At 56.1% G+C, this 15,889-nt stretch carries 16 protein-coding genes; 13 read left to right on the forward strand and 3 right to left on the reverse strand.

Going from position 1 to position 15,889, the window contains the following annotated elements:
• From HZB34_16955 to HZB34_16985, 7 genes are all read left to right on the forward strand, one after another.
• Positions 1–189, forward strand: a 189-nt coding sequence (locus tag HZB34_16955; GenBank protein MBI5317653.1) for a hypothetical protein, incomplete at its 5' end; no start/stop codon positions are given.
• A 225-nt stretch (positions 190–414) separates the two neighbouring features.
• Positions 415–762: a hypothetical protein gene (locus HZB34_16960; protein ID MBI5317654.1), complete on the forward strand. Its 348-nt coding sequence runs from the start codon at positions 415–417 to the stop codon at positions 760–762.
• 277 nt (positions 763–1,039) lie between these two features.
• Positions 1,040–1,306 carry an STAS domain-containing protein gene (locus HZB34_16965; protein ID MBI5317655.1) on the forward strand — a complete coding sequence of 89 codons (267 nt, stop codon included), beginning with the start codon at positions 1,040–1,042 and terminating at the stop codon, positions 1,304–1,306.
• Positions 1,307–1,835: 529 nt separating this feature from the next.
• A complete protein-coding gene (locus HZB34_16970) occupies positions 1,836–2,426 on the forward strand; it encodes a hypothetical protein (protein ID MBI5317656.1) in 591 nt (196 codons plus the stop codon).
• A 52-nt stretch (positions 2,427–2,478) separates the two neighbouring features.
• Positions 2,479–2,691, forward strand: a complete 213-nt coding sequence (locus HZB34_16975; protein ID MBI5317657.1) for a hypothetical protein — start codon at positions 2,479–2,481, stop codon at positions 2,689–2,691.
• 275 nt (positions 2,692–2,966) lie between these two features.
• Complete coding sequence (locus tag HZB34_16980) at positions 2,967–3,617, forward strand: 1-acyl-sn-glycerol-3-phosphate acyltransferase (protein MBI5317658.1); 651 nt, start codon at positions 2,967–2,969, stop codon at positions 3,615–3,617.
• A 50-nt stretch (positions 3,618–3,667) separates the two neighbouring features.
• Complete coding sequence (locus HZB34_16985) at positions 3,668–3,847, forward strand: hypothetical protein (protein MBI5317659.1); 180 nt, start codon at positions 3,668–3,670, stop codon at positions 3,845–3,847.
• Between the two features lie 265 nt (positions 3,848–4,112).
• On the opposite strand, the gene HZB34_16990 is transcribed toward HZB34_16985, so the two are convergent.
• Positions 4,113–6,524 carry an endonuclease MutS2 gene (locus HZB34_16990; protein ID MBI5317660.1) on the reverse strand — a complete coding sequence of 804 codons (2,412 nt, stop codon included), beginning with the start codon at positions 6,522–6,524 and terminating at the stop codon, positions 4,113–4,115.
• Between the two features lie 246 nt (positions 6,525–6,770).
• On the opposite strand from HZB34_16990, the gene gap reads away from it, so the two are divergent.
• The 4 genes from gap to secG all read left to right on the forward strand — a co-directional run bounded on the left by gap (position 6,771) and on the right by secG (position 10,279).
• The gene (gene gap / locus HZB34_16995; GenBank protein MBI5317661.1) at positions 6,771–7,784 is read left to right on the forward strand and encodes a type I glyceraldehyde-3-phosphate dehydrogenase; all 1,014 of its coding nucleotides are present in this window, start codon (positions 6,771–6,773) and stop codon (positions 7,782–7,784) included.
• Positions 7,785–7,874: 90 nt separating this feature from the next.
• Positions 7,875–9,068 carry a phosphoglycerate kinase gene (locus HZB34_17000; GenBank protein ID MBI5317662.1) on the forward strand — a complete coding sequence of 398 codons (1,194 nt, stop codon included), beginning with the start codon at positions 7,875–7,877 and terminating at the stop codon, positions 9,066–9,068.
• A gap of 63 nt (positions 9,069–9,131) precedes the next feature.
• The gene (locus tag HZB34_17005) at positions 9,132–9,902 is read left to right on the forward strand and encodes a triose-phosphate isomerase (protein ID MBI5317663.1); all 771 of its coding nucleotides are present in this window, start codon (positions 9,132–9,134) and stop codon (positions 9,900–9,902) included.
• A 14-nt stretch (positions 9,903–9,916) separates the two neighbouring features.
• Entirely contained in the window at positions 9,917–10,279 is a 363-nt protein-coding gene (gene secG / locus HZB34_17010; protein MBI5317664.1) for a preprotein translocase subunit SecG, read from the forward strand.
• A 190-nt stretch (positions 10,280–10,469) separates the two neighbouring features.
• Here secG and HZB34_17015 read toward each other — a convergent pair whose 3' ends face one another.
• Both HZB34_17015 and HZB34_17020 read right to left on the reverse strand, forming a co-directional pair.
• Positions 10,470–11,384 carry a branched-chain amino acid transaminase gene (locus tag HZB34_17015; protein MBI5317665.1) on the reverse strand — a complete coding sequence of 305 codons (915 nt, stop codon included), beginning with the start codon at positions 11,382–11,384 and terminating at the stop codon, positions 10,470–10,472.
• A gap of 94 nt (positions 11,385–11,478) precedes the next feature.
• Positions 11,479–11,853, reverse strand: a complete 375-nt coding sequence (locus tag HZB34_17020; GenBank protein ID MBI5317666.1) for a PilZ domain-containing protein — start codon at positions 11,851–11,853, stop codon at positions 11,479–11,481.
• A 285-nt stretch (positions 11,854–12,138) separates the two neighbouring features.
• On the opposite strand from HZB34_17020, the gene HZB34_17025 reads away from it, so the two are divergent.
• Complete coding sequence (locus HZB34_17025; protein ID MBI5317667.1) at positions 12,139–13,953, forward strand: DNA primase; 1,815 nt, start codon at positions 12,139–12,141, stop codon at positions 13,951–13,953.
• A gap of 2 nt (positions 13,954–13,955) precedes the next feature.
• Positions 13,956–15,788 (forward strand): RNA polymerase sigma factor RpoD, encoded by a 1,833-nt coding sequence (rpoD, locus tag HZB34_17030; protein MBI5317668.1) that lies wholly within the window; start codon positions 13,956–13,958, stop codon positions 15,786–15,788.
• Positions 15,789–15,889 lie beyond the last annotated feature (101 nt).

Below are 15,889 nucleotides of genomic sequence, written 5' to 3' on the forward strand. Positions count from 1 at the left end.
GAAGTCAAACGGCTCGTGATGGAAAACTATGAACGGGCGAAGCGGCTGCTCACGGAAAATATGACCAGTCTGAAGAGATTGGCGGAAGCCCTGTTGGAGAAAGAAGTGCTCGATGGCTCCGATATTGATCAGATAATCACGGAGTCCTCGTACTGCATCTCTCGTTCAACCGCGCCTGGGTGTATATGAACCCTTTTGTTTATTCCGCAAGTATAGGCCATGACTCCACAGCATGCCTATCTGGGGGTGTACCGACTGAGGCAGGTGTGAATACGGTGTTAGCGGACGCGACAAAACGGGTTGAAGTGAGATGAATAGGGACAAGGTGAGACACACCCCTCAAGCTCAAGGTACGGGTTTTGGGGTGATCGAGGCGGTCGAACTCTGGTTGGTGCCCGTTCCGGTGAAAAGCTTGTGGTAAATTTCCGGGCGAATACGTTGGAGGATATTCGCGAGCTGCAGAATGTCATCGAGCGAGCCGTCGTGCTGTGCGAGAGCGAAACCATTTCCGTCGACGAGACCTGGTTGAAACAGGAAGAGCAGAAGGTGTCGGGGTCGGTGGTTCCTTTAGGCGCCACGCTTGCCGAGCATGAACGGGACATCATCGAAGCCGCATTGGCGGATTGCGGGGGCCAGGTCAGTGGTCCGACTGGCGCTGCTGCCAAACTCGGGCTACCGAGGCAGACGCTGGAGTCAAAAATCACGGCCCTGGGAATTAACAAACATCGTTTCAAGACTCGACAAACCGAATACACACGATAACGAGGCCGATAGCCGTTTGCACGCCAACCGTAAGATCCCGTCTCTTGCGAATCGTTCCTTCTGATTTCGACTGTTTTTCTGAGCGCTTCTCGCCATCACCCGCATAATCGGATCGACGAAGTGAATCCCCATCGGATACTCCTGCTGTTCTTGCCGATTATTCAGCAAATGCTGAAACTTCAGCGAAGTTCCACACGTTAAGCACAAGTCTATCAACGACTTACAACTGGTCTCCTCATTGCATTATTTGTGGCCATCCAGGTCGCAGAGATCGCACATGACAATACGGATTGAAAAAGAAACCCAGAAACTCAAGACGAAGATTCGCCTGAGCGGTCGGCTGCAATCGAAGCATCTGGATCAATTGAAGACACAACTAGAAGGGGCTCAGTCGCGAATTGTGCTGGACCTCAATGGGGTGACGCTCGTGGACGTCGAGACCGTTCGATTTTTGAACGATTGTGAGCAAGAAGGAGTCGAGTTCCTTCATTGCTGGCCCTACATACGGGAGTGGATGGTACGTGAAAAAGGCAAAGAGGGCTAAGGCCATGCTGTGGTCATAACCAACAACGGTACACAAGAAAGGAGAATTCCAATGGCAGCTACGACTCTTCCAAAAAAAGATCACTCGGTGAAGGGTCTCATTTTCATTATCCTTGGTGCCGTAACTGTGATGTGCCTGGTACTGGCTACTGGTTACTTCAAAGGCTAAGGCTGAAGGGAACAGGCCAGGCAGGGGGGGTAAGCGCAAGAGCCCCTAGGAAAGGGTCATGGAGGATCAGGCACAAGGTCCCGTCGAAGAAGGAGGCATCCGATGATGTGCCTACGCTGTGATGGATTAATGGTATTCGAGCTGTTTGAAGACTTTGAAGGTCTCTCGAGTGACTATGAGTTTACTGGATGGCGTTGCATCAACTGTGGAGCAATTGTCGATCCAGTGATTGCTGCTCACAGGCGTATCACGTCGTCAGTCGTCGCACCGACCCAGACATTGATGACCCTGCACGGAGCTCTGTCCTCATGGGCGGGTCGAATAGCGGATCATCTGACGGCCCCAAAGAGGAGGGTTTGCCATGATTAGACATATGATAGGCGCAGGATCGACGGTGCTCCTGCTCGTGGCAGCCCTGTCACACCCAGGCATCGCCATGGCACATGGCGGCGCCGATATGGAACAGGATCCCTGCATGCGCCTGGCCGGTGAGAACATGGTGCACTTCAGTGCCTATCAGCCCCAATACGAAATAAAAATTCAATACTGCACGGAAATTCCTCAGGAAGGTGAGACATTCCTGGTCGTGGACCTGGTAGACCTAGCGCTACGCAACGAGCCGATTGGGATGCGGGTCATACGGGGTAACGGCAAGAATGAGGCAGAGGGTGAGATAGTGGCGGACGTACGTCCGATCTTCCACCCGGATGGAGTCCTTCGGAGCGAAGTCCGGCTGACCGAGGGCCTGTACACGGTCACCATTGAGTCGGAGAAGCGGGATCTTCTACGACGACCGCAGTATCTCCTGCGGGTACACATGATCGATTATCAGAAGCTGGTGCTGTCCATAGCGGGACCGCTGGTGGGCCTGCTGGTATTTGGCTGGCTCGCCTACAAGCTCCTACGATCGAAGTGGGTGCGGAGCTGGTGGACTGCGGCTCCCAGTTCGTAGAAAGCCAGCCATCCAGTCATTCTGGGTGACCAGGTGCTTAGGAGGGACTCACATGACATCACACAGTGATATGGCGATAAACAACAAGGGGAAGATTCCTTGGTACCTCTACTTCATCGGAAGCATGGTCTACACCGTACTAGGCGGGTGGCTGTTCGCGGAATCGTCGCCTTTGGCATGGATCTGTCTCCTCAGTGCGCCGGTGGGGTTTTTCTATGCCTGGAGAGGATGGCAACGCGAGACACAGCACAGAGGTGAGCCCTAAGGGTGCGCGGCCATGCACTCGGCCATCGGCACAGACTTTGGCCGTACGGGGGGGCAGAAACCAGACTGAGAAAAACAGGCGGTCGATGTGACGCTGCAACTACGTACGGCGTCTCACGCTGAGGTAGGCAGGTCCCTCTCTTCACCCCGGAGGGACCTGCCTTCTCGGTGAGACAGGGAGGCGGGCGGCAAGCAAGAATCAACGGGATGGTCACAAGACGGCCAAACGACCAATGGGTGCGTGAGTGCAGTCGCGAATGACGAGGAGGAGGTCTGATGGAATCATTGATGGAAACTCTTGTCGGCGGACAGACAAATAAGGATAAAGGACTCATACCGTTCTCCGCTCCGACCTATGCACAAGTTCGCCAGACATTCTGTCACTGGGTGCGCGCCGTCTATCGACTCGAAGTGGTCGGCGCCGATCGCCTTCCCGTCGCCGGCCCTGCGGTCGTCGCGCCGAATCACGACTCAGTACTTGACGGGATCGTCTTAGGCACGGCAATTTCACGGGAACTGCGTTTCCTCGCGAAAGCAGAGCTCTGGCGATCCCGGTTGCTCGCGTGGATGCTCGACGGACTCGGTGCAATTCGAATTGAGAGGGGGCGTAGCGACCATCGCGCGCTCGTGCAGGTACGGCAGGCGCTCGATGCGGAACAGGCGGTGGTGATTTTCCCGCAGGGCGCGGTCCGTGGCGATCGAGTCTGGCACAGGGGTGCCGCACGCATGGCGCTCGTGACGGGCGCGCCACTTGTGCCGGTCCGCCTCATCGACACGGCGCGGGCCCTCGCATACGGTAGAATCGGCTTCCCAAAGTTGCGCGTGATCGTTGGGGAACCGATCAAAGTCGCGCGCGCCCCGGAAGATCCAGTTGCAGCGGCGGAACTGACGGAGCGGTTACGCGTTGCCGTTGAATCGCTGGCCTAGTTGGCTTCTATACCCTAGGACCGAGGAGAAGTACCAAGGGAGGGGATGCGATGTTTGCAAAAACTTTAGCTCAGACCAAAATGTGGGGGTTTTGGCAATATATGTTTGATCTCTGCAACGAGGATTTTTCCTGCGTGCTTGGCTCATTAACGGCTATCCTCCTGGTTTTTTTGGCTATCGTATTGGGCTTGGGTGCCATGATGACGCGCCTCAATAATAGAAGAGGGTAGCCGGATGCGTCACACTGGGTGCCAAGAGCGTTGACAAGGTCTGGGGATGGTGAGGGGAGCGGAAGAGGCTGCCCTTTACTGCGCGCATCGAACGATATTAATAATCCCTCCAAGCTTGCTCGTTCACTCTTGAGGGATGGGGGCTGATTGATCTTCCACTGCGCGCGTCCAACGAGGGCCTTCGGAGGCCGCGCGTTGCGCGAGCACAGAAGATCATCAGGCTCCATCCCCTCCTCTGCGAGCAAGAAGGACATCTGGCCACCCCCTAGCCTAACCTCACGATCGTCACTCCATCCCCGCCTTCTCCCCGATCTCCCGCTCGAAACTCCGCCACATAGGGCGAGTCTTTTAAGTGGTCTCGCAAAGACGCTTTGAGTTTTCCCGTTCCGTGGCCATGAATGATGCGAAGGAACGGCACGCCTGCCAGCGTCGCACGATCCAGCGCTGCCACCACCTCATCCAACGCCTCGTCCGACGCCTTCCCTCGAACATCTACAACCGTCTGTTCATCGAGTCCCAGCCCACCGCCTGAGGAGAACCGGCTGAGGTTCGATGACGATGGCACTGGCTTCGGCGGTGCAACAGGTGTTCGTGAGAGACCAACGAGATTCGCCACTGTGGCGAGCACTTCTCCATCCCCCACTTTCACCCTCACACGTTTCTTTCCCTGTGGCGTTTCGAGGAGCGTGCCGGTGATGCCAAGCCCGCTGATTTCGACCTGATCTCCCACTCCCAACTGTGCGAGCGGGATCGGCGTAACGGCCGGAGCCATTTCGGCTCTCGTCCGCGCCTCAAGCTCGAACAATCGTTGCTTTGCCGCTTTGGCCTTCATCAATTTCTGCTCGCCCTTGACCGCGTCGACCGTGGCTTGCACTTCTGCCCTTGCGCGGCTGAACTGTTCGCTGAGTTTTCGTTTGAGACCCCTCTGCGCTTCTCGTTCGGTCTCTTCCAGATGGGTCAGTTGTGCCTTCACTCGCTGTTCCGCCTGTTCCGCTTCACGCCTGGCCTCGACAGCCTTGGCCAAGTCGTCGGCCAACTTCCGCTGCGTCGCTTGCAAATCGTGCAGCATCGTTTCCATGGCACGTTCGTCTTTATGGAGCCTTTGCCTCGCCTGATCAAGCAAGGCACGATCCATCCCTAACCGGCCGGCAATCTCAAGGGCAGAGGACCCGCCTGGTATCCCCATGAAGAGGCGATAGGTGGGCGAGAGGGTCACAACGTCGAATTCGACGCTGGCGTTGGCGAAGCCCGGCATCGTGTGGGCCATGGTCTTCAGCGATCCATAGTGAGTCGTTGCAATGACCTTCATTTCCAGCGTGGCGAGCCGGCAGAGTAGTGCTTCGGCAAGGGCAGCTCCTTCTGTCGGATCGGTCGAGGTCACCGGTTCGTCGAGGAGGAGCAGCGGTTGCTGCGGAACAGTATGCACGTTGTCTCTGCGCCTCCGGTCCGTTTCCTCCAGCAACTGAACCATCTGGGTCATGTGCGCGGAGAAGCTGGAGAGGTCACGGGCCAGGTCTTGGGTGTCGCCGATATCGGCATAGATGTCAGAGAAGAACGCCATTTCGGACTCCATGTCACAAGGCAGATGCAATCCGGCCCGGACCATCAAGGCAAAGAGCCCGACGATTTTGAGGGTGACGGTCTTCCCGCCTGTATTGGGACCGGAGATGACGAGCACGCGGATCGACTCATCCAGGAGAATATCGTTGGCCACCACCTGTTCTTTCGACAACACCAGCAAAGGATGCCTGGCCTGCAGCAGGCGGATGCGCCCTTTGTCGTTGAGCCTGACCGGATGAGCCTCTAGCAGGCGGCCGAACGATGCCCGTGCCGAGATGCAGTCGAGCAGGGTCAGCGCATCGAGCCCAGCCAGCAGGACATCGGATTGTGTTGCGACGAGGGAGGACAACTCACGGAGAATGCGTCGCACTTCCCGCTCGATCTCAAGATCCGTCACTTTAATGGAATTATTCAGGTCGACCAGCTCGCGCGGCTCGAGAAACACTGTGGCTCCGCTTGCCGAGATGTCATGGACGATCCCCGACACCCGCCCCTTCATGTCGGCCTTCACCGGAATGACATAGCGTCCTTCTCGCTGGGCGAAATACTTCTCTTGTAAGATTTCTTCATAGCGACTTGAATGCAGAATGTGATCGACCTGATGCCGCATCTCCTGTTTGAGCGATTGGGTCTGGTGGGTCGAGCGTCGTAATTCCGGAGTCGCAGACTCCTTGATCGAGCCGTCGAGGTGGATCGCCGCATCTAGCGCTGTTTTGACGGGTCGCAATTCTCGGATCGATTGCAGCTCTTGCGCAGCGGCTACGAGCGTTGGAGCGTCATCTTGATGCCGCTCCACAAAACGGCCGCATTCCTCCAGTAACTCCAGCACCACCGCGCAATCTCGGAGTTCGTGGGCTTCCAACGAGGCTCCTTTTCTTGCCCGAGAGAGTGGGTCACGGATGTCCGGAAAGGCTAAGGTTGGTAGAGTCTCGCCGGATGCTTGTAGCTGTCCCATCTCCGTCGTTTCCCATTGGAGTCGCTGTGCATCGTGGAGGCTGGTTGCCAATTCGAGGGCACGACAGCGGGCCGCCCCCATGGTCGAACGGGCATGTCCGGCAAGGGCCTCGAGCAGCCTGGGCCACTCCAATACCATCGTTGTTTGATCGAAGAGATTCACCGCGACCCCAGAGGAGAACGTCTTAGGATGGGCTCAGGGAACTCTAACGAACTCAGCGACAAAGGCGCAAGATCGGAGTCGCGGCCCTTGCACTTACTCTGTTAACAGAGGGCTAGGTGGCAGTCAAACTTCTCTGATACGCCGCAGGGTTACCATCTTGGTATCGCTTGACAAGGCCCGGGAGCGTGGATACTATCGGCGTGATTCTGCCGGTATCTGTAGCCGGCTTTTCTCGTGAGGGATCACATGGCTATTCGGATTGGTATTAACGGATTCGGGCGGATCGGACGGAACGTCCTGCGGGCATCACTCGGCGATCCTGATCTGCACTTTGTCGCAATTAACGACCTGACAGACGCGAAGACCCTTGCATACCTCTTGAAATACGACTCGGTACACGGGACCTTGCAGGGAAGCGTCGAGGCCAAGGGAGACCAAATCCTCGTCGACGGCAAGCCCATCAAGGTACTTGCGGTGAAGGATCCCAAAGAACTTCCCTGGAAGGAATTAGGGGTGGACATCGTTATCGAATCGACCGGCCGCTTTACCGACCGCGAAGGGGCGGGAAAGCACCTCTCTGCCGGAGCCAAACATGTCATTATCTCTGCGCCAGCGAAGGACCCTGATGTCACGATCGTGTTGGGCGTCAATGATGAGGCCTACGATCCGAAGATGCACCACATCATCTCCAATGCGTCCTGCACGACCAATTGTTTGGCGCCGGTGGCAAAAGTTCTGTTGGATAATTTCGGTATCAAGCACGGCCTTATGACGACGATCCATTCCTACACCAACGACCAGCAGTTACTGGATCTGCCCCACAAAGACATGCGGCGCGGGCGTGCGGCTGGCATGTCGATGATCCCGACCAGCACCGGCGCGGCAAAGGCGTTGCATTTGGTCCTGCCACAGCTGAAGGGTAGGATCGACGGCCTGGCCATTCGCGTGCCGACGCCGAATGTGTCGCTGGTGGATCTGACCGTTGAAACCGAAAAGGACTGTGATCTCGCCTCGGTCAACGCCGCCTTCAAGAAAGCTGCAAATGGCTCGATGAAAGACATCCTGCTCTATTCCGAAGACCCGATTGTCTCGATTGACCAGAAGGGCGATCCCCATTCGGCCACGTTCGATTCTCCTCTCACGATGGTCATCGACAAGCGGCTTGTCAAGGTCACGGCCTGGTACGACAACGAGTGGGGCTATTCATGTCGGGTTCGAGACCTGATCAAGGTAGTTGCAGCCAGAGCGCCAGGGCACTGAGTATCGTGAGGCCATCCCGCTCTCTGCCTGACTTCCTTTCACGTTGACCCCTATCCCTGGAAGGACGGACCTGACAGAACTGCCATGAAATTGCGCAAACAAACGATCGACGATGTCGTGCTGCGGGACAAGCGCGTCATTATCCGCGCCGACTTCAATGTCCCATTGGACGATGAGCACCAAATCACCGACGACACCCGTATTCGCTCGACTCTGCCGACCATCAATCGAGCCGTCGATGACGGCGCCAAGGTAATCCTCTGTTCCCACCTGGGCCGACCGGACGGAAAGGTCAACCCCAAGTACAGTCTGGCCCCTGTGGCAAAACGTCTGGGACGGCTTATGGGCAAAAACATTCTGTTTGCACCGGATTGCATCGGCCCGGCAGCGGAAGGGCTTGTCGCCAGAATGCAGCCGGGCGACGTCCTGCTCCTTGAAAACCTCCGATTCCATCAGGGTGAAGAGGGCAACGACGACACCTTCTCGAAAGCGTTGGCGTCCCTTGGCGATGTCTACATCAATGACGCCTTCGGCACCGCACACCGGGCCCATGCCTCTACCGTCGGCATCACCAAATTCATTCCCGTCTCTGCCGCTGGCTTCCTCCTCAAGAAAGAAATCGAATACCTTGAGGGAGCAGTCGAAAACCCTGTTAGGCCTTTTGTTGCCGTTCTCGGCGGGGCGAAAGTGTCAGGAAAGATCGGCGTCATCGAAAATCTTGGCAAGCGCGTCGACAAAGTCATTATCGGCGGTGGCATGGCTTTTACCTTCTTAAAGGCTAAGGGAATGGAGATCGGCAACTCCCTGGTCGAAAACGACATGTTGGACTTCGCCAAAGGCATCGAAGACCATGCCCTTTCCCGCGGCGTGAAGTTTTATCTGCCGGTCGATTGTGTTGTCGCTGCTAGCCGAGAGCCTGGGGCGGAATCGAAGATCGTCCCGGTCCAGGAAATTCCCAACGGGTGGTATGCCCTCGATATCGGTCCGGCCTCCGTCAAACTCTTCAAAGAGGCAGTCCAGAACGCGAAGACGATTTTGTGGAATGGACCGATGGGTGTCTTCGAAATCGATGCCTATGCCCGCGGTACCCTTGCAATGGCCCACGCGATTGCCGATGCCTATGCGTTAACGATCGTCGGAGGAGGCGAAACTGCTCTGGCCGTGCATCGATCCGGCGAGTCTGAGAACATGTCGTTCATCTCGACCGGCGGCGGCGCCGCGCTGGAATTACTCGAAGGCAAACAACTTCCCGGCTTGACCGCCCTCCCGAATCGAATCACGTAATCGTCGCTTTGCTGAATAGTCCGGTGAGCTCACACCTTCCATTCCCTTATTATTGAGACCCCCATGCGTAGGCCACTCATCGTCGGCAACTGGAAGATGAATAAGACGGCCTCGGAGGCTGTAAGCTTTATTCGCGACTTCCTCGAACGAATGCCTGCCTCGCCCCACGCCGACGTGGTCATTGCGCCGCCTTTTACGGCCCTCGAATCGGCCCGCAATACCTTGGGTCCCTCCTCCTGGATCAGCCTCGGCGCGCAAGATGTACATTGGGAAACGCTAGGGGCCTTCACCGGAGAGGTGTCCGCTCCTATGCTGCGCGAATTGGACTGCCGTTATGTGATTGTCGGCCATTCTGAGCGTCGGACGTTCTTCGGCGAACGAGATGAGGATGTTCGAAAGAAACTCCTGGCGGCGCTGCGGCACGGGCTCTCTCCAATTCTGTGCGTGGGAGAATCGCTGGCAGAACGTGAGGCAGGCCGGACGGAATCGGTTGTGACAGCGCAACTGAGCGGCGGGTTGGCAGGCTTGACCATACGAGATCTGGCGACCGTCACAATCGCCTACGAACCGATCTGGGCTATCGGTACAGAACGGCCTGCTACAACGGAGCAGGCCGTGTCCGTGCATCGCTCGCTCCGTTTGTGCATGGAAACCGGCTGGGACAGCAAAACGGCGTCGGCCATGAGAATCCTGTATGGCGGAAGCGTGACGCCCAAGAACATCGAATCGCTTCTCGCCTCGGATGCGATCGATGGGGCATTGGTAGGTGGGGCTTGTCTCCTTCCCGATTCGTTTGCTAGAATTGTGGGTGCTGCTCAGACACAGCGGGTCTAACTGATCGGAGTGCCATGTATACGCTTCTCGTCGTGATTCATGTATTGATCTGTATTCTCATGGTCGGCGCCATTCTCTTGCAATCGGGAAAGGGTGCCGAGATCGGGGCGTCTTTCGGGGGCTCTAGCCAGACGGTCTTTGGTAGTCGAGGACCCGCCAATTTTTTGAGTAAATTCACGGTCGTCGTCGCTGCTGTGTTTATGATGACCTCGCTGGGATTGGCCATCCTGGCAAAAGAGCAGGCGTTTTCTTCCACGGTCATCGACCTCAAGAAGAAAGAGACTTCCCAGAGCGCTCCAGAAACCACGCCCGCTACGCCGGCAGCCCCGGCTGCTGAGAGCCACACTCCAGGCGATTCCTCTTCAGGCAAACACTAAATAGAACGCCACCAAGTTCGCCGGAACACGAAGACCGTTATTGGGTATGTGTCGTCCGTTTGGTTGAGCAAGACCAACCAAATGAATGAAAACCCAGATGAACCCATTCCGCTTTCCGAGCGAATAGGGATGCCACGAGCGGCGCGTAATTAGGGCAGGAAAGTAAGGACGAAAACAGCTCAGTGTTTGCCTAGATGCGTGTGAGCCATGCCTCGTGTGAAGGGTCTTCTCCACGCACGATGGAGAAGAATGTTTTCTGCAGGGATTGCGTAATCGGACCTGGCGTGCCGCTTCCAATGCGCCGGTTGTCGATCTCTCGCACCGGTGTCAGTTCAGCCGCAGTCCCGGTCAGGAACACTTCATCTGCGATATACATGTCATCGCGCGTGAAGCGCTCCTCCACCACGGGGACGCGTTGCTCCCGAGCCAACTCGATCACAGAACTTCTGGTGATGCCATCGAGGATCGAAGTCAGCGGCGTGGTCCTGATCTGTCCTTTACGAACAATGAAGATGTTCTCGCCGGTTCCCTCAGACACATATCCCTCGGTGTCGAGCAAAATAGCTTCATCGTACCCATCTGCTTTTGCCTCCCGTTTCGCGAGGATCGAGTTCACGTAGTAGCCGGAAATCTTCCCCCTCGTCATCGAGGCGTTGACGTGATGGCGAGTGTACGATGACACACGCGCTCGCATGCCATTCGCGAGCGCATCGTCTCCGAGGTACGCGCCCCAGGTCCAGGCTGCGATAGCCAGTTTGATGGGGTTGTCGCCGGGATAAACCCCCATCGCTCCATGCCCGATATAGAGAAGCGGGCGAATATAGCAGGCCTCCAGTTTGTTGACCTTCACGGTCTCCACGATCGCTTCCGCGACCTGCTTCTTGTCGAAGGGCATCTGCATCATGCCGATATGGGCAGAATCGAACAGCCGGTCGACATGCTCCTGCAGTCTAAAAATTGCCGAACCGGATTTTCCCTTGTAACAGCGAATCCCCTCGAACGCAGCCAATCCATAATGAAGCGAATGGGTCATCACATGGACATGCGCGTCCGCCCAATTGACGAACGACCCATCCATCCAAATTTTTCCTTGAGGCTCAAGCATTGGTGACGAAGACGAGCGGTAAACCATTGAGCGCTGAAGTCGGAATATAGCAGCGGGCTGGAAGAAGCGTCAAGCAATGGGGGTGGAGCGTCTCTCAGTTCGACAACGGAGAGCTGCGAATCTGCTGGTTCAAGAGAGAGGCAATGTGTTTCGCGGCTGCTGGATTGATGTGGACAAAGTCCAGGCCGAAGTCATACCCATCTACCCAGCGGACCGTTGCCCGTTCGATTTCCACGGTTGGGCCATCATCAGCAAGCGTGAGGCGCAAAGCAATATTGAGGCCAGGCTCAACCGCGTGTTCGCCTTGAACGCGCATACCGAATTGAGACAAATTGGTCACGACACCCTTTCCTACAAATTCACCGCTGAGATAATACAGGATACGCCATGTTGGTATACGACGATAGGGGCGAAACACGAATCGAGCATGTTTTGGTTTAGAGAGGGGAGATTTTGGTGCGATGGCCATCAGTCTCTCCAATCGATAAAATGGCTCTCCGAGAAAAAATAGCATACGCCAAAGACCTGGAGCGGGATAGCCAACGAAGAGGCTAACCCGAAGGAGGGGGAGCGAGGTGGCTTCCGTCGGGAGGAACGTTTCGTGGAAGGGTATGCCGAAACTGGGTGAACGGCGGCTTTTCGCAATATTGACAGATTTCTTATCCGTCTGTTAGCCTGACCGGTCTATTTTACGACCACTTACGTGTACCTTTCTCACTGATTCCAGGTGGGGAAAAAAGGAGCTGCGACTCCCGTGGGCCGAGGCCTGATCTCTGAAGACGTGATCAATCAAGTCAAAGATCGAGTCGATATTGCCGAGGTGGTAGGCCAGCATGTGAGCCTGGCCCGGGCCGGCCAGAACTTAAAAGGCCTCTGTCCTTTCCATCAGGAAAAATCGCCCTCCTTTACAGTCAGTCCGTCACGCCAGATCTTTCATTGTTTCGGATGTGGCGCGGGCGGCAACGTATTTACATTTCTCATGCGGATCACTGGGGCGAGTTTTCCTGATACGGTACGTGAGCTTGGACAGAAATTCGGGGTTGACGTGCCGGATAGTGGGTCAAGCGTGGGGCCTCAAGCGGCACAGGCGATTCGCTTTGAACAGCTCAATCGCGCGGTCGCAGCATGGTTTCGACAGAATTTGCGGGATGGGGTGACGGGAGCGACGGCGCGCGACTACTTGGCCAGCCGGGGCATTTACACTGAGACAATTGAGAGATTTGAAATCGGTTGTGCACCGGCTGAATGGGATGGGCTCATCAAGGCGCTGAGCAAGCAGGGCTTTCCACAGAGTGATTTGTCAGCTGTAGGGTTGACGGTCGCACGCGAACATGCGTCTGGGGCCTATGATCGTTTTCGCACCCGTGTGATGTTTCCTATCATGGACTTGCGTAAGCGGGTGATCGGTTTTGGAGGACGTATCCTTGGTGAGGGGACTCCAAAATACCTGAATTCTCCGGATACTCCCTTGTTTAAAAAGGGGCAGACTCTCTACGCATTGGATCTTGCACGGGAAGCGGTTGCCCGACTCAAGACCGTAATTGTCGTGGAAGGGTATTTTGACGCTGTCGCGCTTCACCAAGCCGGACTGACCCATACGGTGGCGACGTTAGGGACCGCGCTGACAGCGGAGCATATTCAGGTGTTGAGACGGTTTGCCTCGAAGGTCGTGTTGTTGTTCGATCCGGATCCGGCAGGGGTTCGCGCAGCATTGCGCGGGCTCGATCTGTTCGTAAACAGTGGAATTGGTGTGAAGGTCGTCACATTGCCGGCGGGAGAAGATCCCGATACCTATGTGCGGAAGGAAGGACCAGATGCTTTTGCTCGATTGGAAGAGCAGTCACCGAGCCTCTTGGATTTTTCCCTCGAACATTGTTTGAGTACGGCGGAGTCCGGTACGATTGAAGGGCGAATCCGCAGCGTGGACGATGTGCTGCGGATTTTACAAAAGAGCGAGCATCCGATCGAACGGGAGGAACGGATGCGGGTGGTGGCCGAACGACTGGGGATTAGTCAACATCGATTGATCGAACGGTATCCGTTGTTAGTCCAGTCGGAGGGACGTCGCCCGGTGACAGTTCAATCGCCTGGCGTTCCACCGGCGATGTTCAAGGGTGCGAGCGAAGAACGGGATCTGGTGTATTTTCTGTTGCAGGGGCAGTTGACAGCTGCCGATATGCAACAGCTGCGGCCCGAGGCCTTCTCCGTTCCGGCCTGTCGGATCCTGGTCGAGGCGGCGTTGAAACACTGTGATCGAAGCGGTCGGGTTCGGCTCAGGGCGTTGTTGGATGAAGTGGCCGATCATCCGGACTGCGGGACGCTGGCGACGGAATTGTCCGTTCGGGAAGACCATTTCGATGACGTGCCGGCCCACATTGCCGGCTGTTTAGAGACGCTGGATCGGAAGCGGGACGAGGCTGCACTTCGAGAGAAGATTGCGCAGCTCAAAGCGGCCGAACGGGACGGTCGTGCGGAAGATGCGCGAATGCTGAATGTACAAGTAAATGAATTGCGAATGCACAAAGCCGGTCGGCCTCCCGCCGGGATGTTGTCCTTCGTGAAGGAGTAGTCATGGCCAAACCAGAATTGCTCGGGGAAGTGAAGAGGCTGATCTCGATTGGAAAAGAGAAAGGCTTTTTGACGTACGACGAGCTGAACAGCACGTTGCCAGCTGAAGTGGTGTCCTCCGAGCAGTTCGGCAGCATCATGACGATGTTCGGTGAAATGGATATCGAGATTGTCGATGCACCGGAAGGGGAGCGGATCAGAAAAGCCCGGGATACTGAAGAGGCAACTGAAGATGCCGAGGAAGCCGAGGTTGAAGCCGGCACCGGCGCAGGGGAGGAGAGTGAAAAGGAAGAGAAAGAGATCGATCTCACTCCCGGTGCGCTCAGCCGGACCGATGATCCGGTCCGGCTCTACCTCAAAGAGATGGGCAGCGTGGCATTGTTGAGTCGCGAGGGCGAAATCGAGATCGCGAAACGCATCGAAGAGGGAAAGAAGGACATCGCTTCGGTAATTTATGGGATGCCGATGACGATTGAGTTTGTCCTTGCCCTGTACGATCAGCTCAAGAATGGGACCATCGATGTGCGTGAGATCGTTCCCATTGTCGAGACCGAAGAAGAGTTCGAGGAAGAGCAAATCCAGCGAGACTATGAAGAACTGCGGGTCAAGACCCTCGAAGGGCTGAACTCCGTCCGGAAAATCTCGACCTCACTCAAAAGCCTTTATGAAGTTGTTCGGCATGCCAACAGTGACCCCGTCAAGCAGAAGAAGATCAAAAAGCAGATCGATACGATTCGCGATCAGGTCGTGGAGAAGATGGAGTCCGTCAACCTGCACGGCGTATTGAAGGACCGGATGGTGCAGCGTGTGAGGGAGTTGGCCATTCAGATACGAACTGCGGAGCGAGAGATCGTCAGTTGTCAGAGGCGGCTTGGGATCAGCGGTGAAGCCGGCGCTGAGGCTCTTAAGAAGCTCGGCCTCGCGCGGAAAGATTTCCTCGCGGTCAAACGTAAGACGAGCTGTTCGGAGGAGGCACTCAACGAAATTAAGAAACTATACCAAGCGGCAAAGGGGAGGATCCTCAGACTGGAAACCGAAGAGGCCCTCGTGTCCGCTGCAGAGATTAAAGATGCGGTCAAACATCTAGATGTGGCGGAAGACAAGGTCAAGCGCGGGAAGGCCGAGCTGGTTGAGGCGAATCTTCGTCTCGTCGTGAGTATCGCCAAGAAATATACGAACCGGGGCCTTCAATTCCTTGACCTGATCCAGGAAGGCAATATTGGCCTGATGAAGGCCGTGGATAAGTTCGAGTACAAGCGCGGCTACAAGTTCAGTACCTATGCCACCTGGTGGATTCGCCAAGCGATTACCCGCGCGATTGCCGATCAAGCACGGACCATCCGTATCCCAGTCCATATGATAGAGACGATCAACAAACTGATTCGAACCTCCCGTCATCTGGTCCAGAAACTCGGGCGGGAACCGACGCCGGAGGAAATTGCCGAACGCATGGACCTGCCGCTCGATAAAGTGCGGAAGATTTTGAAAATCGCACGCGAGCCAATTTCTCTGGAGACTCCGATCGGTGAGGAGGAAGACAGCCATTTAGGCGATTTTATCGAGGACAAGAAGGCAGTTTCTCCTCTGGAGGCCGCAATCCGGTACGACCTCCAACGCCAGATCAACAGTGCGCTGGAAACATTGACGCCACGGGAAGAGAAGGTTCTACGGAAACGGTTCGGCATCGGCGAAGCCACCGACCATACCCTCGAAGAGGTTGGCCAGGATTTCGAAGTGACCCGCGAGCGTATCCGGCAGATCGAGGCCAAGGCCTTGCGCAAGCTGCGTCATCCAAGTCGGAGCAAGAAGCTACGCAGCTTCGTGGAAAGTCTGTGACGGGAATAGTGATGTTCCTTGGGATTTGACTCCGTTCCATGGGCGGCCTAAAATCGGACGTTCGTGTCTGGGGGCAGGCGCGAGAGAGTCATCCGCCTGAT

Source organism: Nitrospirota bacterium (assembly GCA_016219645.1).
Classification (GTDB): domain Bacteria; phylum Nitrospirota; class Nitrospiria; order Nitrospirales; family Nitrospiraceae; genus Palsa-1315.

Bases quoted from the DNA above. Each gene is read 5' to 3' on its own strand.
- HZB34_16965 (MBI5317655.1), top strand. From the start codon at position 1,040: ATGACAATACGGATTGAAAAAGAAACCCAGAAACTCAAGACGAAGATT.
- HZB34_16970 (MBI5317656.1), top strand. From the start codon at position 1,836: ATGATTAGACATATGATAGGCGCAGGATCGACGGTGCTCCTGCTCGTG.
- HZB34_16975 (MBI5317657.1), top strand. From the start codon at position 2,479: ATGACATCACACAGTGATATGGCGATAAACAACAAGGGGAAGATTCCT.
- HZB34_16980 (MBI5317658.1), top strand. From the start codon at position 2,967: ATGGAATCATTGATGGAAACTCTTGTCGGCGGACAGACAAATAAGGAT.
- HZB34_16985 (MBI5317659.1), top strand. From the start codon at position 3,668: ATGTTTGCAAAAACTTTAGCTCAGACCAAAATGTGGGGGTTTTGGCAA.
- gap (MBI5317661.1), top strand. From the start codon at position 6,771: ATGGCTATTCGGATTGGTATTAACGGATTCGGGCGGATCGGACGGAAC.
- HZB34_17005 (MBI5317663.1), top strand. From the start codon at position 9,132: ATGCGTAGGCCACTCATCGTCGGCAACTGGAAGATGAATAAGACGGCC.
- secG (MBI5317664.1), top strand. From the start codon at position 9,917: ATGTATACGCTTCTCGTCGTGATTCATGTATTGATCTGTATTCTCATG.
- HZB34_17015 (MBI5317665.1), bottom strand. From the start codon at position 11,384: ATGCTTGAGCCTCAAGGAAAAATTTGGATGGATGGGTCGTTCGTCAAT.
- HZB34_17020 (MBI5317666.1), bottom strand. From the start codon at position 11,853: ATGGCCATCGCACCAAAATCTCCCCTCTCTAAACCAAAACATGCTCGA.
- rpoD (MBI5317668.1), top strand. From the start codon at position 13,956: ATGGCCAAACCAGAATTGCTCGGGGAAGTGAAGAGGCTGATCTCGATT.